The sequence below is a fragment of the Parasphingorhabdus pacifica genome (assembly GCF_054779195.1).
Map to the genome: position 1 here is coordinate 86,690 of NZ_BAAGYS010000013.1, position 18,410 is coordinate 105,099.

The window sequence follows — 18,410 nt, forward strand, 5'->3', positions numbered from 1 at the left end:
GCGCGTCCGTCCAGCGGTGGCTCCGGAATCCGACACCCGGGTGACGGCGTCGTGCGGGGGCAGCCGGGCTCGGTCGCTGTCGGTGTTCGGGCCGGATCGCCCCGAACTTCGTTCCGGACGAGTCGTCCAGGGGCACGGCGGGGGCGGCGACCGAGTCGTTGCTCGGCCGCCGCCCCCTAGTGCGGCCCAGTGCAGGGTTCGGATCAGTGCAGGGTTCCGAGCGTGTCCTTCGCGAACGGAGCGATGTCCTCGGTCCGCTGCGCACGGACCTTCGACGCCCACGCCGGGTCGCCCAGCAGCGCACGACCGACCGCGACGAGGTCGAACTCGCCCCGGTCCAACCTCGCGTGCAACTCGTCGAGATCGCTGACCCCGGCTTCGCCCTCCCAGGAAGCACGCGAGGTGAACGCGCTGTTGAGCCCGACCGATCCAACCGTCACCGTGGGCAGCCCGGTCAGCTTCTTGATCCAGCCGGAGAGGTTGAGCTCCGACCCCTCGAACTCCGGTGTCCAGTAGCGCCGCGTGGAACCGTGGAAGACGTCGACGCCCGCTTCGACCAGCGGGGCCAGCAGCCGCTCCAGCTCATCGGGCGTGTCGGCCAGGCGTGCCTGGTAGTCGCCCATCTTCCACTGGGAGGTGCGGAAGAAGATCGGGAAGGAGGATGAGACCGCGTCGCGGCAGGCGGCGGCGATGTCGGCGGCAAAGCGCACGCGCGAGATCGGGTCTCCGCCGTAGCGGTCCTCGCGGTGGTTGGTCCGGCCCCACAGGAACTGATCGACGAGGTAGCCGTGCGCGCCGTGCAGCTCGATGCCGTCGAAACCGAGTCGTTCGGCGGACGCCGCTCCCTTGGCGAACGCGTCGATCGTTTCCTCGATGTCCCGCAGGCTCATGGCGTCGCCGATCTCGGCACCGTCGGACCACACGCCGGAGGGGCTGTGGACCGGGCTGTCGGTGAATGGCGGGGCTCCGGGCACGCGGTGGACCCCCACGTGCCAGAGCTGCGGAATGATCTTCCCGCCCTGGCCGTGCACCGCTTCGACGACCTCCGACCACCCGGCGTGGGCTTCCTCGCCGTAGAAGCGCGGTACGCGATCGCTGGTGCCCGCCGCGGGATGCTCGACGTAGGTGCCCTCGGTGATGATCAAGCCGACGTCGGCGGCGGCGCGGCGGGCGTAGTACTCGACCACGTCGGCGTCGGGCACGCCGCCGGGCGAGAATTCCCGGGTCATCGGCGCCATCGCGATCCGGTTCGGAACCGTGAGATCACCAACGGTGAACGGGCTGAACAGGGTCTGGTCGGTGCTCTCGGGCATCGGGTTCTCCTCGTGCTGCTGGTTCTTCGGAGCTGACCGGGCGTGCTCCGGGCCGTGTCGGCTGGGACGCTTGCCGACGAGATCCGGAGCGCGTGCTCCGGTTCAAACTACCAACCGGAGCGGCTGCTCCGGTTGGTGCCCGGTACCGTGCTTCTCGTGGGACATTCAGCACCCCGGGGAGCAACCGGACAGCGGCCGATGCGGGCGGACGCGGCCCGCAACCGCGCCGCGATCATCCGGGCCGCGATGGTCGCGTTCGCGGAACACGGCCACGAGGTCGACGTCCGCGAGATCGCACGTTGCGCGGGCGTGGGAATGGGAACCCTCTACCGCCACTTCCCCACGAAGGACGAGCTGCTCGACACGATCCTGGGCGAGGACTTCGACGCGTGGATCGACAACGCCCGCAGGTGCGCCGCCGAGCACGACGACCCCTGGGAGGCGTTGACGGCGTTCATGGAGGGCGCCCTCGCCCAGAAGGCGTGCCGGAGGGCGCTGCTGGAGTGCTTCGCGGACTCCAGGGACACCGAAACCGTGACCGAGTGCCGCCGGGAACTGCACCCGGTCGTCGAGGAGCTCCTCGCCCGATGCCACGCGGCGGGGGTGCTCCGTGCGGGAGTCGGCAGCGAGGACATCGCGCTGCTACTGGCTTCGCTGGGCCGGACCATCCAGTTCACCGCATCGACGAACCCGGAGCTGTGGCGCCGACACCTGCGGATCTCGCTCGACGGGCTGCGCGCCTGCCACGACGAGCCCCTGCCCGGGGACGGGGCCGCGAGCGGAGCCTGACCGAAGACGGTTTCGCCGCTTCCGGCGGTTCTCGCGGCCGAGTCGCACCTGGCCGCCGTTCGCAAAACCACGAAAGCGCGGCCGGCCACCCACGCCGCGATCTTCACCGCGAGCGAACCGGAGCCCGCCGGAGAGAACGAACGGTCACACGGGCGGCATGCGGTAAACCTGACGCACCAACCCGTCCTCCTCGATTTCATCGAATCGGATCATGCCGATGCGTTCCGCCACCTTCCTGGACGGCTCGTTGACCTCCCGAATAACAGCGATGATCAGCCGTTCGGGATCGTATTCCCGCCCCAGCCGCACTGCCGCTCTCGCGACTTCCGAAGCAAACCCCTGGCCCCAGCCGCGCGGAGAAAAGCGATAGTACAGATTCAATACCGGTTCGCTCTTCAAATCGTCGCAGCGCACGCCGCCGAAACCCAGCACCGCATCGTCACACGCCGCCCGCACCACCCAGTACCCGATCTCTTGGCACTCCCAGTCCTGCATCCAGGACCACAGGAGTTCAGCTGATTCGCCCGCTTCCTCCAGCGGCCCGAACGGGTTGTACCGATTGGTTTCGGGATCCGAGTGGATCTCGTGCATGGCCGCGAGATCGCTCGCTATCGGGTTCCGCAGGCAGAGCCTCTCGGTATGAACGTGGCCGAAACCATCCAGCGCCACGGCCTCGCCCGCATGATTCGTTTTCTCCATGACCACCTTCGGATTCCATTTTCCCGGAGAAAGACATGTCCCGCCCCGACCGCAGCATTATCGCGGGCTCACACGAACGCGTGCCCGACGGAACAGTATAGCAGTGCACGCCCGAGCGGACGCGATACCGCAATTATCGTGGCCATGAAGAATGGCAGCACCGAACGAGGCCGGGACCGCAGCACAAAGAACCTGCTTGAAACAAGGGTACTCGTGGGGTGGCTTCAAAAGCGATGCCGGGTGCGTCTTCGACCGGGTCGGTGCCGGCGCAGGCGTTGGCGCCGCGATGGGGTGCGCCGCGATCGGGTGCACAGTCACCACAGTGATCGGGTGTGCCGAAGGGGCTGCTCCAGGGGAGCTATTGGCGCAGGGGTCGGACTCGGCCTCGGCATCGGATCCCTTGCCGGGTGGCATATTGGGCGGCGCCCTTGAATTTTAGGTTTTTCCCGGTCGGCCGATTAATTCAAGGGATCCGGATTGATAAATCGAGACAAAAAGGCGTCCTGGTCGGCTCTTTTCGCGATATTGTTCGCGATTTCCTTCGTCGCGGCCTTTGGTGTTTCCCTGATATGGTCCAGGGGTTCCGCGGGGAGTTACATTGCTGGTGGTGTCGCCATCGTCCTGATCGCTGTGTTCGTCGCCTTCTACGTGCGCCCGAACAGGAAATAGGGACCTGCGCGACCTTCTCGAAGTTCATCAACCGAGAAGGTATGTCGACAAGAATCGGAGCCGAAACCGAGGAGCTCCAGCCGGAGCGCTACGGCGACGATCTCCGCGGCTGGCTTTGCCGGGTTGCTCATAGGCCCGAAGCCATGATTGCCCGCGTCGTGCGTCAAGACCGGGGGTGGTGCGCGCGGCGACCGCGCGCACCACCCCCGGTCGGAGTCCGGTACGGGACCGGGGCTCAGACGACGGAGGTCATGCCACCGTCGACGAACAGGACCTGTCCGTTGACGAACGCCGAAGCGTCCGAAGCCAGGAACACCGCCGGGCCGACGAGATCCTCGGTCCGGCCCCAGTGACCGGCAGGCGTCCGCCCCTTGACCCAGGCGCTGAACTCCTCGTCGGCCACCAGCTTCGACGTCAGCTCGGTGTCGAAGTAACCGGGAGCGATGCCGTTGATCTGCAACCCTCGCCCGGCCCACTCGGCGGTCATCGCCCGAGTCAGGTTGCGCAGTCCGCCCTTGGCCGCCGTGTACGCGGCGATCGACGGGCGGGCCAGCTCCGCCTGCACCGAGCAGATGTTGACGATCTTGCCGCTGCCGCGTTCGACCATGCCGCTCGCCACCGCACGGCTGACGAGGAACGCGCTGGTGAGATCGGTGCGCAGCACGCTGTCCCAGTCCCGCAGCGAGAGCTCCAGCATCGGTTCGCGATGCTGGAAACCCGCGTTGTTCACCAGGATGTCGACGCCGCCGTGCCGCTCGGCGATGCCGGCGACCGCGTCGTCGACGGCCTGCTCGTCGGTCACGTCGAACGGCACCACCTCGCAGGCGGCACCCGGCACGGCGGTCTCCAGCGCGGTGCGCGCGGTGGCGAGCCGTTCCGGATCCCGCCCGTTGAGCACCACGGTGGCACCGGCGTCTGCCAGCCCCGTGGCGATGACATGACCGATGCCGCGACTGCTACCGGTGACCAGGGCGGTTCGGTCGGACAGGTCGAACAGTGTCTGTGCCAACGAAAACTCCTTGATCAACCGATCACGAACAGCAGCGAGGCGATGCCGAAGCCCATCAGGCCGATGGCCGTCTCCATCACCGTCCACGTCTTCAGCGTCGTCTTCACATCCATCCCGAAGAACCGGCCGACCAGCCAGAATCCGGAATCGTTGACATGTCCCGCGGTGACCGAACCGGCCGCCAGGGCGAGAACCAGTGCGGCGAGCTCCACGGAACTGAACGCCTGACCCAGCACGAGTGGCTGCACCAGGCCGGCGGCGGTCGTCAGAGCGACGGTCGCCGAACCCTGGGCGATCCGAATCACGGTGGCGATCACGTACGCGGCCACGATCACCGGCATGTTCAGGTGGGACATCACCCCGGAGAGGGCCTCGCCGATGCCGCTCTCCTGCAGCACGCTGCCGAACATGCCACCGGCACCGGTGATCAGGATGATCGAGCACACCGGGCCGAGAGCCGAGTCGAGCAGCTTCTCGACCACGTCGTGACCGCGCCCGCGACGCGTTCCCAACACGTAGGTGGCGACGAAAACGCTGATCAGCAGCGCGATCGGGGTCGCCCCGAGTGCCCGCGCGATGTCGAACCAACCGGCATCGGAACTGACCCAGCCTGCTTCGCCCGCGGTTTCCAGGCCGGTGTGGGCGAAGATGAGCACGAGCGGCAGGAGCAGCAGCGAGACGACCGTCCGCGGCCGCGGCGGATTCTCGTCCTGCTCGATGGGGCTACCGCCGCTGAGCAGGTCGGGCACCGGCAGCACCATGCGCTTGCCCGCCCAGAGGCCGTAGAGATAGCCGGTCACGTACCAGGTGGGCACGGCGACGACGAGACCGAGCGCGAGGACGATCCCGATGTCGGCCCCGAGCAGTCCGCTGGCCGCCACCGGACCGGGGTGCGGCGGAACGAAGATGTGCATCACCGAGAACGCACCCGTCGCAGGCAGGGCGTAGCGCAGCACCCCACCGCCGAGCCTGCGTGCGACCGCGAACACGATCGGCAGCATCACGACGAGGCCGGCGTCGAAGAAGATGGGGAAGCCGAACAGCAGCGAGGATATGCCCAGCGCCAGCGGTGCCCGCCGCTCCCCGAACCTCGCCAGCAGCGAATCGGTGAGCGACTGCGCACCACCGCTGACTTCGAGGAGTCGCCCGAGCATCGCGCCGAGCCCGACGAGCAGCGCGACCTCACCCACCGTCGAGCCGAAACCGTCGACCATGGTGTCGACGATGCTGCCCGCGGGGATTCCCGCGGCGAACGCCGTAACCGTGCTCACCGCCACCAGCGCGAGGAACGCGTGCACGCGTAGCTTGATGATCAGGAAGAGCAGTACGGCGACCGCTCCACCGGCTATCGCGAGCAGGGGCCCCGCCCCCAGCGTCTGGGTCCATTCGTCGGTGTTCATGTGAAAGCTCCGTTGCTTCTCATCGGGGGGTCCGCGTTACCGCGCGGTCGGGGTGGCAACGAGTCCGAGGGACACGAGTGCGCGATGGGTTACCTGTTCGGGAGATCGGTCGACGTCGACCGAGACACCGTCCTCATCGGCCCGGAGCGGTTCGAGGTCGCCGAACTGCGACTCCAGCAGTGACGGCGGCATGAAGTGCCCGGACCGTTCCGAGAGCCGCTGCTCGATGATCTCGGGCGTGCCGCGCAGGTGGACGAAACGAACCCGGGCGCGTGATTCCCGCAGGATTTCCCGATAGGTCCGCTTCAGCGCCGAGCAGGTGACCACCGTGTTCTCGCCGGCTTCCGCGCGCTCGGTGATCCAGTCGCGCATCGCCGACAACCACGGCAACCGGTCCGCGTCGACGAGCGGGATCCCCTCCGTCATCTTCTCGATGTTGGACTCGGGATGGAACTCGTCGGCCTCGGCGGTGATCCAGCCGAGGCTGTCGCCGAGCGACAGCGCGGCCGTGCTCTTACCGACTCCCGATACACCCATCACCACTAGGCAAGTCGGTGTCATACGGCCTCCTGTCGAACGTCGCCGATCATCGCGACGCGCGATCAGCAAAGGTGTTACCATTGGCGGCGAAAGTTATCACCATTCCATGTGACGGGGAAGACCCTCTTCGCGGGTAATCTGCGTGGATGGGTCCAGGAGGCGTCGAGCAGGAGAACAGGTTGACCAGGTCCAGCTCCGGGGGTGGAATGGGTGGTCGGCACGCGCGCGCGGCCGAACGCCCCGGACCCGCGGACGCGGAAACCTCCGGTTCGAAACCCGGCGCGGGGTCTACCGTCGAGGCCCTGCACAGCACGATGCTGGACGCGCTCGGCGAGGAGATCACCAACGGTGCGCTCCCCACCGGTCACGTGCTCACCCTGGACCGCCTCGAAGAGCGTTTCGGCGTGTCCCGCACGGTGGCCCGCGAGACCATGCGAATCCTGCAGTCGATGGGTCTGGTGACCTCACGCCGCCGCGTCGGCATCACCGTGCAGCCACAGGACTCGTGGAACGTGTTCGACCCGCGGGTCATCTGGTGGCGGCTCTCCGGCCAAGGCCGCGACGCACAACTGCGGTCGCTGACCGAACTCCGCATCGCGGTCGAACCACTCGCCGCGGCGGCAGCAGCACGCAACGCCGCTGGAGAAGAGCGCTCCCGCGTGGTCGAACTGGCGAACTCCATGCGTGCCAAAGGCGAGGCCGGCGAGCTGAACGAGTTCCTCGACCTGGACATCGCTTTCCACACCACGCTGCTGCGAGCCAGCGGCAACGAGATGTTCGAAGCACTCGCCGGGGTGGTCACCGCGGTCCTGCAGGGCCGCACGCAGCTCGGCTTGATGCCGCACCAACCCGTGCCCGAGGCACTCGCCCTGCACGAGGAAGTGGCCTACTCGGTGGCCGATGGACGCGCGACCGACGCCGAAGACGCCATGCGCGAATTGCTCGCCGAGGTCAGGGACGCCACCTCGATCTCGTAACGGCGGACCCGGACTCCCGCTCCGCAGGTTCCTCCAGCTCCACCGGATCCTGCAGCGGCGCCTGCCGGATCACCGAAGGCCATCACGCAGCCGCAGCGCCGAGAGGGCCAACGACAGCGTGACGTAGGCGCCGCGCCCGTAGAGCGGTTCACCGATCAAGGCCGTCAGCCGGTGCAGCCGATTGAGCACGGTGTTCCGGTGGCAGTGCAACCGCACCGCCGTGTTCGCCGTCGAGCAGTTCTCCTCCAACCAAGCCGTGAGCGTCTCCAGCAGCATGTCCCGCTCCTTGACCGGCAAGTCCAGCACTGGACCCAGCTTCGAGTCCAGCAGCCGCTGCGCCAGATCCGGCGACTGCACCAGCAGCGCCTCCGGATAGCGCTCGCGCAACGAAACCAGCTCGGCCGAGCCGTGCGACGAAGTCGCCAACGTGGTGACCGCGAGCTGATGGGCCAACCCGAGCTCGCCCAGACCACGCACCACCGGTGAAGCCGCCACCCTGCCCCGCGCCAACGGCCGCAGCACGTCCAGCACCGATTCCTCCGCGCGCTGCTCCAACGCGACCAGGCCGACCAGCGTGTCCGCCCGCACCTGCCACACCGACCGGATGTGCTGGTCACCCAGCACCACCTGCTGACCGCGCAACGCCAGTGCACCGTCGGTCAGCATCTCGGCGACCACCACCAGATAGCCCCCACCGGTCGGCAGGTCCAGCTCCTTGGCCGTCCGCTGCGCGAACGCCGTGTCCCGGGCCCGGCCGCTGAGCAGGTCCTCCACCAGCGCGTGCCTGCGCTGATCGTCCCGGCGCAGCTGCTCCAACTCGGTGTTCCGATACGAGGTGGACAACGTCGAGGACAACCCGTCGATCACGGTCCACATCGAGGTCGCCGCGCCCAGCACGACTCCCGGATCGGCACCGTCCACCCGCGCCTGCTCGACCAACGACTCCCAGACGATGCGCCCGCCGAGCCGGAACGTCCGCAACATCACCTCCAGCGGAACGCCTTGCTCCGCACGACGTCGTCCGATCTCGGCGGCGACATCGTCACCGTCCGGCCCGGGCACCGCGCCGCTGAGGATCTGCAGCACCCGGCCGAGATACCGCTCGCAGCCCTCCCACAGGTCCTCCTTCGGCACGGGGCTGTAATCGGTCCATTCCGGGTTGTCGGTGAAGATGGCTCGCATGAGCTGCGCGGCCAGCACCGGAACATCCCCGAGCCGCGCCTTCGCCAGCGAGTGCGCGTTCTCCACAACGGCCAGGTCGGGTTCACCGGCGGCTGCCCCGACAGCACCGGCCCCGATGAGATCGGTGTTCGCGGTGTTCGCGGCCCACTTCGGATCGGCATCGGCGGTGTTCGGGACGCCAGCGTCGCCGGAATCGTGCTCGGCGGGCTCGGAACCACGGGCATCTCGGGCCCGCTCCGCAGGCCCGGAATCGGACGTATCGGCTGCCACGCCGAGACGATACCCCGGCGGCGCGCAGCCCCACCGCGACGCGACCTCGCAGTCCCGCGCTCCTGCGGTCCCGCCACCCGTAGTCCCGCGGCCACGCATCCCCGTCCGCCGGAATGGGCCGGAGGTCAGCGGCGAATCCGCAGCAGTCCCTCCTGCGCGACCGTGGCGAGCTGGCGCCCCGAACGGTCGAAGACCGAACCCCGCCCCAGCACGCGACCACCCGCCGCCACCGGGCACTCCTGGTCGTAAAGCATCCATTCGTCCGCACGGAAGCCGCCGTGGAACCACATCGCGTGATCGAGGCTGGCCAGCGCGACATCGGAAGCGTGCCGATCCACCCCGTGCAGCAGGAAAACGGGTTCGAGCAGCGTCATGTCCGAAGCGTAGGCGAGCGCGCACGCGTGCAGCAGCGGTTCGTCCGGCAGCGTTTCCGGTGCCCGCATCCACACCAGGTGGCGGCCGTCCTCGCGGGCCCGAACCGGAGCCGGGTAGGGCGGTGAATCGACGTGCCGGAGCTCGATCGCCCGCGGCAGTCGCCACCAGTCGGGGATCGGCACATCGGATTCGGCGAACCGCTCGTGCAGCGGAACCAGGTCCTCCGGCGGCGTCGCAGGTGGAAACTCGGCCTGGTGAGCCAGACCCGCGCGCTCCAGCTGGAACGACACCGTAGCGGAGAAGACCTCCTGGTCCTGCTGCCGCGCGATCACGCGGCGAGCCGAGGTGGAACCGCCGTCCCTGACCCGCTCGACCGAATACTCCACCGGATGCTCCGGATCAGCACCCCGCACGAACAAGGCGTGCATCGAGTGCACCGGGCGGCCGTCCGGAAGCGTCCGGCCCGCAGCCGCGATGGACTGCGCCAACAGCAGCCCACCGAACAACCGCCGCTTCGGCCGGGGCTGGGTACGTCCCAGGAAGCGGTCCCCACCGGCAGCGGAGAGATCGAGCAACTCCCGCAGACTCGGCATATCGTCTTCCGCCGGGCTGTTCATGCACCACTCCTCAACGTTCGAACACGAATCCGCGCCCTCGAAAGAGAACCGCTCGGACGCCATCGCGGAAAGAGAAGGTGTTCGGCCACACAACCATCGCCCCCTCGGTTCCGCCCGGTAATCGGCCTACTACACAACGCGTTGAACGCAGCTGAATCAGGTGCGCACAGGCATTGCAAACAAGGAGGCATACATCACACCGGGAAGATGCGCGGAGCGACTAACGTTCTTACCTCCGGCAGCGACAGCTCAAGTGGAGGCTTTAAAGCCCCCACAGTCCCCCAATGCACCTTCTCGAGATTTGCGGAGCGCCAATCATGCAAAGCAACAGCCGCACACTTGTGTCGGTTGTCAGTACGGTCGCCATGGTCATCCTCACCGTGTTGCTCGCGGCGTGGTCTCCCCCCGAAAACGCCACCCCGACCGCGACACAACACGCGGAAATCAGCTTCGCACGACAATGAGCGTCGACGTCCAGGGCGCGGGGCCTGCCACCACGATCAGCAGGCCCTGAACCTCGGTCCGCCCAGGCGAGCTGCCCTCAGCGCTCCCGTACCACGCTTTTCGCAGGCTTGTCCGCACGCAAACCGGAAAACCGCGGATGTCGCAGTTTCCCGTCATCGGTCCATTCGCTGAACCCGACCTCGACGACCAATCGCGGTTCCACCCAATGCGCATCGCGAACGCCAACGTCGTCGACGAACGGTGAACCGGATCGGCGCAACTCTTCGAGAACACCGCGCAAGTACCGCAGCATCCGGTCGTCGTAGCCGGTGCCCACCTTTCCCGCATAGCGCAGCCTGCCCGTTTCGTAATAACCGACGAGCAGTGCGCCGAACCCGGTCCGGCCGCCCCGCGGGTCGGTGAATCCGCCGATCACGAACTCTTGGCCCGTCACGCACTTGAGCTTCAACCAGTCCCGCGACCGACCACCGCGGTAGGGACGATCGGCCCGCTTGGCGATCAGCCCTTCCCAGCCGCACTCACACGCCTGCCTGAGGAACTCCCGGCCGTCGCCGTTGCGGTGCGCGCTGAAGCGCAGCGGGTCGTCGAAGCCGAAGCATTCGCGCAGCAGGCGTTTCCTGGTCCGCAGTGACAGCCCGGTCAGGTCCACGCCGCCGAACGCCAGCAGATCGAACAGGTAGTAGTACACCCGGACTCCCGTTCGCCGCGCCGCCAGCGGACTCGTCAGGTGCATTCGCCGCTGCAACCGCGCGAAGCTGGTCCGGTTGCCCTCGAACGCGACCACTTCACCGTCGACGAGGAATTCGTCCACGCCCTGTCCGGCCAACGCCTCGGCGACCTCCGGGTACGAGGCGTTGACCCGTTTCCGGTTGCGCGACCACAAGACCGGGTCGCCGCCCGCGCGTCCGGTCAGAACACGCGCGCCGTCCAGCTTCCGTTCGAAAACCCAGTCCGCTCCGGAGAACGGCTCGTGAGTCAGCGTCGCGAGCATGGGCTCCGACCAGTCCCCACCCGTCCACGGGCGCAGCTTCGACGCTTCGGCGCTGTCCAGCAGGCGGAGCGGGTCGTCGTTCATAGGGTCAGCCAACCTCGCTCCGCCGCCGCCTGCATCTCGATGCACCTCCGCGTTCGATCCGTCCGCGCAGCGGCAAGATCCCCTCGGCCACCCGGTCGATTTCACGTTCGTGTGAATACGACAGACTGACGGCGACCTGTATCGAAGCACGGAGTCCCTCCCGTGCCAGTCCACCTCCGAAGGTGCACGAATGCCGAAAACCCCGAATCCCCTGACCAAGAAGAGCGCCCCCTCGACCAACATCGTGCTCACCGTTGTCGTGGCGGTCGTCGCCGTGGTGGTCATCGGGGCGGTCCTGCTGTTCAACAGCGGCGGAAACGAGAACGCGGGCGGGCAGTCGGGGGAATCCGTCCCCGCCGAGGTGCTGCAGAAGCCGGACGCGAACACCGTCATGGAAGCCCCCGACGGCAAGGTCACGGTCGTGGAGTTCCTCGACTACCAGTGCCCGGTGTGCCAGAAGTACTACGCCGAGATCACGAAGCAGGTGGAGCAGGACTACGAAGGTCGCATCACCTTCATCACGCGCAACTTCCCCCTCGACATGCACCCGCTCGCGATGCCCGCCGCCAAGGCGGCCGAGGCAGCCGCGTTGCAGGGCAAGTACACGGAGATGTACCACGGCATCTACGAGGACTGGCAGTCGTGGGCGGTCGGGCAGAATGGGCAAGAGACCAGTGGCGACGAGCAGCGTGCCCGCCGGGTCTTCGACGGAATCGCCCAGCGGATCGGCCTCGACATGAACAAGTTCCACCAGGACATGGACTCCGAGCAAGTCCAGCAGCGGATCGACCGGGACATCGCCGACGGTGAGAAGGCCGGCGTGTCGAGCACACCGTCCATGTTCATCAACGGCCAGCGCTGGCAGCCCTCGGACGACGTGAAGACCTTCGACGAGGCCGCGCAGCAGTTCCGCCAGCAACTCGACGAGGCACTCGCGCGATGACGACCGCGGAGCGGATCGATACTTCCGCGGATGGTGACGGCTCTCCCGCCGACACCCCCAAGCCGCGCGGAATCGCCTGGCTCTACGTGATCGGTGGCCTGGTCGGGCTCATCGCCTCTGCAGCCCTGCTCATCGAGAAGATCCAGACGCTGCTCAACCCCGACTACATCCCGTCCTGCAGCTTCAACCCGATCGTTTCCTGCGGTTCGGTGATGGACAGCTCCCAGGCGGCCCTGTTCGGATTTCCCAATCCGGTGATCGGCATCGCCGCCTTCCCCGTGATCGTCACCGCGGGGGTCGCGCTGCTGGCGGGTTTCTCACCACCGCGCTGGTTCTGGGTAGGCCTGCAGATCGGCACCACGCTCGGGGTCGTCCTCGTGCACTGGTTGATCTACCAGAGCATCTACCAGATTCAAGCGCTGTGCCCGTACTGCATGATCGTGTGGGTCGTGGCCTTCCCGATCTTCTGGTACACCACACTGCGCAACCTGACCGGACGAGCCGCTGCCCTGGCCCGCTTCCACAGTCTCCTGCTCCTCGTGTGGTATCTGGCGATCGTGGTCCTCATCCTGCAGGCGTTCTGGGACTTCTGGGTCACGGCGCTCTGACGATCGACCGCCCGCGTGCAGCACCGCAGAGTCACACGCAGACCCGCCCACGGTGGGGACCGGCCCGGCCACCGCGAAGTCGATCCTCCGTCGGGGAGGTGATCTGAACTGGAACACCCGTTTGCCTACCCCGCCCCGCGGGTACCAGGCAACTGTGGGTGATGGTGTCCTCAACAACCAAAGGAACCGACCGTGGAACTCCGGTGCCGAGGCCGGGACAAGGAGACCGGCTGAACTCCGGAGAAGCACGGAGTCGCCATTCAAGCGACCTGAAACGAGGTGGCCTGATATGAGGCCAAAGCGAGGTGTCGAGGTGTCAGCTTCCCATCAACACGGGTTTTCGGCAGAACCTATGTCGGCTGCAGCCGACATGGCTCAGGAAGCCCCGTCCCCCTACGGCGAGGGAACGAACGTGGTCGAAGTTCGCGTTCCCGCCGATCCCAGCCAACTCGCCGTGATGCGCGCGGTTGCCGGTGACCTCGCCATGCGCGCGGACTTCGACGTCGACTCCATCGCGGATATCCGGCTGGCCGTCGACGAGGCGTGCTCGTCCCTCGTTCGCCTCGCTTCGCGAACGGCGTCGCTGGTGTGCCGCTATCACGCGGACTCGGCCGGTTTGACCGTGACGTCCGAGGTCCTCAGCGGTGAGCATTCCGGGCCGCGCAAGGACACCTTCAGCTGGCGGGTGCTCAGCGCGCTGACCGACAGTGTGTCAACCTCGGTTGAGGCGGTCGACGGTTCGGTCGACAGCCACTTGGTTCGCATCGAGTTGACCAAGGGACGGATGGCCCACGAGTGAAGCAAGCGGATTCCGAACGCACCAAGCACTCCCGCAACGAACGCTACGACGAACTGGCACCCCTGTTCGCCGAGCTGGCTGAAATGGGTGCGCAGGACGCTCGGTACGAGGAACTCCGCGACAAACTGGTCACCGAGCACCTACCTGTGGCCGAGCACATCGCCCGCAGGTTCAGCCATCGCGGCGAGTCGCAGGAAGACCTGGTTCAGGTCGCGACCTTGGGGTTGATCAATGCCGTGGACCGGTTCGACCCGGAACGCGGCGTTGATTTCCTCTCCTACGCGGTGCCGACCATCATGGGCGAGGTCCGACGGCATTTCCGGGACACCGGTTGGGCGGTCCGAATGCCCCGGCGGCTGCAGGAACTGCACCTCTCGGTGTCCTCGGCGATCGCTCGGCTGTCCCAGGAGCTCGGGCGTGCGCCGACACCGAGCGAGATCGCCGCCAACCTCGGTACCAGCAAGGCCGATGTGTACCGGGGCTTGGAAGCGGGCAACGCTTATCGCAGCACTTCGCTGGACGAGCTGCTGACCGACACCGACGAGATCCCGCTCGGCGATGCCATCGGAGAGAACGACTCCGAACTGGCCGAGGTGGAGAACCGCGAGACGATCCGGCCACTACTCGCCGAACTCGACGAGCGCGAGCGCCGAATTCTGACCATGCGCTTTTTCCGCTCGATGACGCAGACGCAGATCGCCGAGCAGGTCGGGATCTCCCAGATGCACGTGTCGCGTTTGTTGGCCCGCACGCTGGCCTGGCTGCGCGAGCGCATGGAAGCCGAAACCCAAAGCGACGAATAGGTCGCTTCGGGCGGTGGGCCCCCTCGCACCGTCGACAGGTGGTTCACCTCTGGGCTTCGAGCACGTGGAGCGGCAGCGAGTCACGCCCCGCCTGGTGCCGAACGCACGTAGCCGAATGATCTCGGCGACCGACTGATCCTTGTTCCGGCCGGTAGAGGGTCGGGGGTTCGCGGCGGACGGATGGGCAAACGCGAACGAGGCACCCGCGTTCGAGGTGGAACGCGGGTGCCTCGTTCGGTTGGAAGCTGCCCGGAACCCGTCGGGGGATTGCGAGTTCCGGGCAGCGGCTCATCACTGGACGGAGATGCCCTTGCTCTCCAACCACGGCAGCGGGTTGATCTTCTGGCCACCCTGGATGATCTCGAAGTGCAGGTGCGGCCCGGTCGACTGACCACGGTTACCCATGGTGGCGATCTGCTCGCCCGCCCCGACCTGCTGGCCGACGTTCACATCGATGGTGTTGATGTGACCGTAGACGCTGATCGTGCCGTCGTCGTGCTGGACGCGAACCCACTGGCCGAAGCCACTGGCCGGTCCGGCGTTGATGACCTCACCGGCGCTGACCGACTTGATCGGCGTGCCGATGCTGTTGGCGAGGTCGATGCCCTTGTGGCTGCTGCCCCAACGGGCACCGAAGCCGGACGTGAAGGTTCCGTCGGCCGGCTTGATGTAGCCGTTGCTGGACTGTGCGGCGGCAGGCACGACAGCGCGGGCCTGGGCGGACCGCTCAGCCGCCGCCTTCTCAGCCGCCGCCTTCTCAGCCGCAGCCTTCTCAGCTGCGGCCTTCTCAGCTGCCGCCTTCTCGACCCGGGCCTGCTCGATGGCCTGGCTCTTGTCGATCTTCTTCGCCTCGGCAAGCGAGTTGTTCGCCGGCGCAGCGCCGAGGATCTCGACCGAAGCGGGCTTGTTCTCGGATCCAGCGACCGCGGCGCTCAGGGGTTGTTCCTGAGCCGCAGGCTGCACAGCCGCCGCGCGCTCCTCGGAGTTGTCCGAGCTGGCGGCGATCGGCTGGCCGATGGCCGCGAGTGCCCCGGTGGCCACGACGGCCGCCATGACCTTGTTGCGGGTGGGAATGCCCCGGTGCTCACCGTTGCGGCGGGGGTGGAAGGTGTTCAGGAAGGACTCCCGGAAAGCGCTCTTCGGGGTACGGACGCTCTCCTGGCGGTGCTCGGGCATGTTCGCCTTTCCGTCTCGGGGAGGTCCGGTCTCTTCCCGACGGGGGTGCGGGATCACCTCTTCGGGGCGAGGCGTTCGTGACCGAACCGTGACGTACGACAGCCAACGTAGCGGAGGGTTACCAAGCCATCAACCGCATCACCCATTCGATGCAGGTCAACTTCGGAAAAACACAGCTATCGACCACTTTATGTAACGGACAAAGATGACCTTCGGGTAACGAGCCCGGCCAAGCGACTACTTGGGGCACCACTGTTCGAATCAACCAGGCAGCCGCTGATACCACTCGGCGCGCGATCTCCGACGCCGTTCGCGTTTTCGCAGCGCACTACGCACCCCACTGAAAGGTGCAACCAATGGCGTCGCTGGTCGGCATTCGAGGCGAACGTCCGCGAACCCGTGCCCACACGGCACGGGTGGGCGGACACGGAGGCGAACTCGATCTCGCTGACCCACCGGCCACGAAGATCGGCCGGCCGCCCGGGTGGCCTTGCCCACACCGAGCTCGCCCCGACGCGCGAACCGGCATCCTCGGGACAGAAGCCCGCTACGTGGAAGGTCGGTCCGCCTGGTCGTGCTTGATCGACTGTCGAACGTCGCGTCCGACTGTCGAACGTCGCGTCCAGGACTCCAGGCAGGCTGCTCGCGCGGCGGGTCCACCGGGATTCTGCGCGCGTCATCGCCGGATGGGTCGGGCTTTCCCGCGACGCCGCCCCGGAACGCACCGCGAACCGGACGCGCCCCCCGGCTCGCGGACCGCGTGCGAGCTTGGTTGCGTTTCCGGGCTTCTCGGGCTGCCGGTCGAGAAGACCGCACTCAGGAGGAACCGCTCGACGTCGCGTGGCCCGCGCTCCCGGACTCCGCTGTGCGCCGACCGAGGTCCGCGGACGGGGGGTGACCCATCGATCTCGAACCGCCGGAACGCGCGGAACCGGTCGCCGGACGTGGCGAATGCGCGCTCAGACGCCGGATTTGTACACGCGTGCCGTATCGCGCCGGTCCCCGTTGGCGGTTACTGTTCGGTAGACCGTGCGTGCAAGCCCCCCGGCACGCACGGTAGGCACCCCGGGTGCAGCAAATTCGCGCCCGGGGTACCGCTCCCCGTACCGCGGTCGATTCAGCGCGACCGCACCGCGTTCGCCCTTCGAAACGGGCGCACGCCGCCAACGTCCGACGCTCGCTGACGGTGTGTTCTCACAGTGTGCATGGCTCGTTTGGCATATTCCAGACCAGATCAGGCACAGTTGCAAAACGACGCAGGTGGGCGCACCGGCCGCCACCGTCGGGAAGACCACTCGAAAAAAGTCGGGCCGGGCCCCGGCCCTTCGACGACCGGAACCCGACCCGAGACTTCACGTGCGAACTCAGTCCGTTCGCAGCGGGCTCGATGCTTCCCGCCACTTGACGGTCGGACGCATGGCGGCGAGGTCGACCCGCCCCTTCTGCGCCTCGGCGACCTTGAACAGCGAGTCGATCAACGTGTTGGACAGCAGGTGCGGATCGAGACCGAGGTCGACCAGACCGGTGTGCACGACGTTGTAGTAGTGCTCCGCCTGCTCCACGCGCGGGTTGTCCAGGTATTCGACGTCGACAGCACCGTCGAAGCTGTTCGCGACGACCTTGGCGATCTCCTCAACCGAGAAGCTCTCCGTCATCTGGTTGAACACGCGGAACTCGCCCTTGTCCGCGGGGTTCTCCGCAGCGAGGCGGATGCACTCGACGGTGTCCCGGATGTCGATAACACCACGTGTCTGGCCACCGGCTCCGTACACGGTCAGCGGGTGCCCGAGGACGGCCTGGATCACGAAGCGGTTGAGCACCGTTCCGAAGACGGCGTCGTAGTCGAACCGAGTGGCCAGCCGAGGATCGCGCACGGTCTGCGGGGTTTCCTGCCCGTAGACCACGCCCTGGTTGAGGTCGGTGGCACGCAGGCCCCAGATCCGGCAGGCGAACTCGATGTTGTGGCTGTCGTGCACCTTGCTCAGGTGGTAGAAGGAGCCCGGCTTCTTCGGGTACAGCATCCGGTCGGTCCGCCCCTTGTGGGTGACCTCCAGCCAGCCCTCTTCGATGTCGATGTTCGGCGTACCGTACTCGCCCATCGTGCCCAGCTTGACCAGGTGGATCTCCGGATCGATCTCCTGGATGGCGAACAACACGTTGAGGTTGCCGACCACGTTGTTCTGCTGGGTGTAGACCGCGTGCTTGCGGTCGATCATCGAGTACGGTGCGGCGCGCTGTTCGGCGAAGTGCACGATGGTGTCCGGACGAAAGTCCTGGACCATCTCGTAGGTGAAGTCGGCATCGACGAGATCACCGTAGTAAGACTTGATCTTCTTCCCCGACACCTCTTCCCAGGCGTCGACCCGGACCTGCATCGGCTCGATCGGCACGAGACTCTGCACGCCCATTTCATGGTCATAGGCCCTGCGAGCGTAGTTGTCGACAACCGCGACTTCGTGGCCACAATCCGACAGGTGCAGAGCAGTCGGCCAACCGAGGTAGCCGTCCCCCCCAAGCACGAGGATTCGCACTCTTTGTTCTCCTCTTCATCATTGTGGCGAAACCGGCACCGGCAGCAGATCCCACACCGGTCGCGTACCGGTGCCTTCCGCGGCGCCGGACGACACCCGGCACGATAAAAAAAGTCCTATCTGCCCGAACCAAGCGGATCTTGGTCCCGAATCAACAGATACAACGCGAT

At 66.8% G+C, this 18,410-nt stretch carries 16 protein-coding genes; 6 read left to right on the top strand and 10 right to left on the bottom strand.

The genetic code is table 11. The annotated features are described in order from the left end of the window. Window positions 1-203: 203 nt before the first annotated feature. Window positions 204-1,313: an NADH:flavin oxidoreductase gene (locus tag ACYVAN_RS19970; protein ID WP_460961854.1), complete on the bottom strand. Its 1,110-nt coding sequence runs from the start codon at window positions 1,311-1,313 to the stop codon at window positions 204-206. 156 nt (window positions 1,314-1,469) lie between these two features. Here ACYVAN_RS19970 and ACYVAN_RS19975 point away from each other — a divergent pair, with 156 nt between their 5' ends. Beyond that, complete coding sequence (locus ACYVAN_RS19975) at window positions 1,470-2,102, top strand: TetR/AcrR family transcriptional regulator (RefSeq protein ID WP_460961856.1); 633 nt, start codon at window positions 1,470-1,472, stop codon at window positions 2,100-2,102. A 144-nt stretch (window positions 2,103-2,246) separates the two neighbouring features. Here ACYVAN_RS19975 and ACYVAN_RS19980 read toward each other — a convergent pair whose 3' ends face one another. The 4 genes from ACYVAN_RS19980 to ACYVAN_RS19995 all read right to left on the bottom strand — a co-directional run bounded on the left by ACYVAN_RS19980 (window position 2,247) and on the right by ACYVAN_RS19995 (window position 6,440). Further along, window positions 2,247-2,801 (bottom strand): GNAT family N-acetyltransferase, encoded by a 555-nt coding sequence (locus tag ACYVAN_RS19980; RefSeq protein WP_460961858.1) that lies wholly within the window; start codon window positions 2,799-2,801, stop codon window positions 2,247-2,249. A 904-nt stretch (window positions 2,802-3,705) separates the two neighbouring features. Then, window positions 3,706-4,479, bottom strand: a complete 774-nt coding sequence (locus tag ACYVAN_RS19985; protein ID WP_460961860.1) for an SDR family oxidoreductase — start codon at window positions 4,477-4,479, stop codon at window positions 3,706-3,708. 14 nt (window positions 4,480-4,493) lie between these two features. Next, the gene (locus ACYVAN_RS19990) at window positions 4,494-5,879 is read right to left on the bottom strand and encodes a GntP family permease (RefSeq protein ID WP_460961862.1); all 1,386 of its coding nucleotides are present in this window, start codon (window positions 5,877-5,879) and stop codon (window positions 4,494-4,496) included. 36 nt (window positions 5,880-5,915) lie between these two features. Next, window positions 5,916-6,440: a gluconokinase gene (locus ACYVAN_RS19995; RefSeq protein WP_460961864.1), complete on the bottom strand. Its 525-nt coding sequence runs from the start codon at window positions 6,438-6,440 to the stop codon at window positions 5,916-5,918. A gap of 125 nt (window positions 6,441-6,565) precedes the next feature. On the opposite strand from ACYVAN_RS19995, the gene ACYVAN_RS20000 reads away from it, so the two are divergent. After that, entirely contained in the window at window positions 6,566-7,396 is an 831-nt protein-coding gene (locus ACYVAN_RS20000; RefSeq protein WP_460961866.1) for a FadR/GntR family transcriptional regulator, read from the top strand. Between the two features lie 69 nt (window positions 7,397-7,465). On the opposite strand, the gene ACYVAN_RS20005 is transcribed toward ACYVAN_RS20000, so the two are convergent. The 3 genes from ACYVAN_RS20005 to ligD form a co-directional block, all read right to left on the bottom strand. Then, window positions 7,466-8,848 (bottom strand): PucR family transcriptional regulator, encoded by a 1,383-nt coding sequence (locus ACYVAN_RS20005; RefSeq protein ID WP_460961868.1) that lies wholly within the window; start codon window positions 8,846-8,848, stop codon window positions 7,466-7,468. 125 nt (window positions 8,849-8,973) lie between these two features. After that, window positions 8,974-9,840, bottom strand: coding sequence for an acyl-CoA thioesterase (locus tag ACYVAN_RS20010; protein ID WP_460961870.1), 867 nt, complete (start codon window positions 9,838-9,840; stop codon window positions 8,974-8,976). Window positions 9,841-10,381: 541 nt separating this feature from the next. Continuing rightward, window positions 10,382-11,380 carry a non-homologous end-joining DNA ligase gene (gene ligD, locus ACYVAN_RS20015; RefSeq protein WP_460961872.1) on the bottom strand — a complete coding sequence of 333 codons (999 nt, stop codon included), beginning with the start codon at window positions 11,378-11,380 and terminating at the stop codon, window positions 10,382-10,384. Window positions 11,381-11,570: 190 nt separating this feature from the next. Between ligD and ACYVAN_RS20020 the strand changes: the two genes are divergently transcribed. The 4 genes from ACYVAN_RS20020 (at window position 11,571) to ACYVAN_RS20035 (ending at window position 14,533) form a co-directional block, all read left to right on the top strand. Continuing rightward, window positions 11,571-12,323 carry a DsbA family protein gene (locus tag ACYVAN_RS20020; RefSeq protein ID WP_460961873.1) on the top strand — a complete coding sequence of 251 codons (753 nt, stop codon included), beginning with the start codon at window positions 11,571-11,573 and terminating at the stop codon, window positions 12,321-12,323. Beyond that, complete coding sequence (locus ACYVAN_RS20025) at window positions 12,320-12,931, top strand: vitamin K epoxide reductase family protein (RefSeq protein ID WP_460961875.1); 612 nt, start codon at window positions 12,320-12,322, stop codon at window positions 12,929-12,931. The genes ACYVAN_RS20020 and ACYVAN_RS20025 overlap by 4 nt, the downstream gene beginning before the upstream one ends. Window positions 12,932-13,283: 352 nt before the next feature. After that, window positions 13,284-13,730 carry an ATP-binding protein gene (locus ACYVAN_RS20030; protein ID WP_460961877.1) on the top strand — a complete coding sequence of 149 codons (447 nt, stop codon included), beginning with the start codon at window positions 13,284-13,286 and terminating at the stop codon, window positions 13,728-13,730. After that, a complete protein-coding gene (locus ACYVAN_RS20035; protein ID WP_460961879.1) occupies window positions 13,727-14,533 on the top strand; it encodes an RNA polymerase sigma factor SigF in 807 nt (268 codons plus the stop codon). The genes ACYVAN_RS20030 and ACYVAN_RS20035 overlap by 4 nt, the downstream gene beginning before the upstream one ends. Before the next feature lie 291 nt (window positions 14,534-14,824). On the opposite strand, the gene ACYVAN_RS20040 is transcribed toward ACYVAN_RS20035, so the two are convergent. Further along, the gene (locus ACYVAN_RS20040; protein WP_460961881.1) at window positions 14,825-15,709 is read right to left on the bottom strand and encodes a M23 family metallopeptidase; all 885 of its coding nucleotides are present in this window, start codon (window positions 15,707-15,709) and stop codon (window positions 14,825-14,827) included. Window positions 15,710-17,073: 1,364 nt separating this feature from the next. Then, entirely contained in the window at window positions 17,074-18,240 is a 1,167-nt protein-coding gene (locus ACYVAN_RS20045; protein WP_460961883.1) for an NAD-dependent epimerase/dehydratase family protein, read from the bottom strand. Between the last annotated feature and the right edge of the window lie 170 nt (window positions 18,241-18,410).

Excerpts from the sequence above, each read along its gene's own strand:
- ACYVAN_RS19970 (WP_460961854.1), bottom strand. The coding sequence starts at position 1,313 with ATGCCCGAGAGCACCGACCAGACCCTGTTCAGCCCGTTCACCGTTGGT.
- ACYVAN_RS20025 (WP_460961875.1), top strand. The coding sequence starts at position 12,320 with ATGACGACCGCGGAGCGGATCGATACTTCCGCGGATGGTGACGGCTCT.
- ACYVAN_RS20010 (WP_460961870.1), bottom strand. The coding sequence starts at position 9,840 with ATGAACAGCCCGGCGGAAGACGATATGCCGAGTCTGCGGGAGTTGCTC.
- ACYVAN_RS20030 (WP_460961877.1), top strand. The coding sequence starts at position 13,284 with ATGTCGGCTGCAGCCGACATGGCTCAGGAAGCCCCGTCCCCCTACGGC.
- ligD (WP_460961872.1), bottom strand. The coding sequence starts at position 11,380 with ATGAACGACGACCCGCTCCGCCTGCTGGACAGCGCCGAAGCGTCGAAG.
- ACYVAN_RS20000 (WP_460961866.1), top strand. The coding sequence starts at position 6,566 with ATGGGTCCAGGAGGCGTCGAGCAGGAGAACAGGTTGACCAGGTCCAGC.
- ACYVAN_RS19980 (WP_460961858.1), bottom strand. The coding sequence starts at position 2,801 with ATGGAGAAAACGAATCATGCGGGCGAGGCCGTGGCGCTGGATGGTTTC.
- ACYVAN_RS19990 (WP_460961862.1), bottom strand. The coding sequence starts at position 5,879 with ATGAACACCGACGAATGGACCCAGACGCTGGGGGCGGGGCCCCTGCTC.
- ACYVAN_RS20020 (WP_460961873.1), top strand. The coding sequence starts at position 11,571 with ATGCCGAAAACCCCGAATCCCCTGACCAAGAAGAGCGCCCCCTCGACC.
- ACYVAN_RS20040 (WP_460961881.1), bottom strand. The coding sequence starts at position 15,709 with ATGCCCGAGCACCGCCAGGAGAGCGTCCGTACCCCGAAGAGCGCTTTC.
- ACYVAN_RS19995 (WP_460961864.1), bottom strand. The coding sequence starts at position 6,440 with ATGACACCGACTTGCCTAGTGGTGATGGGTGTATCGGGAGTCGGTAAG.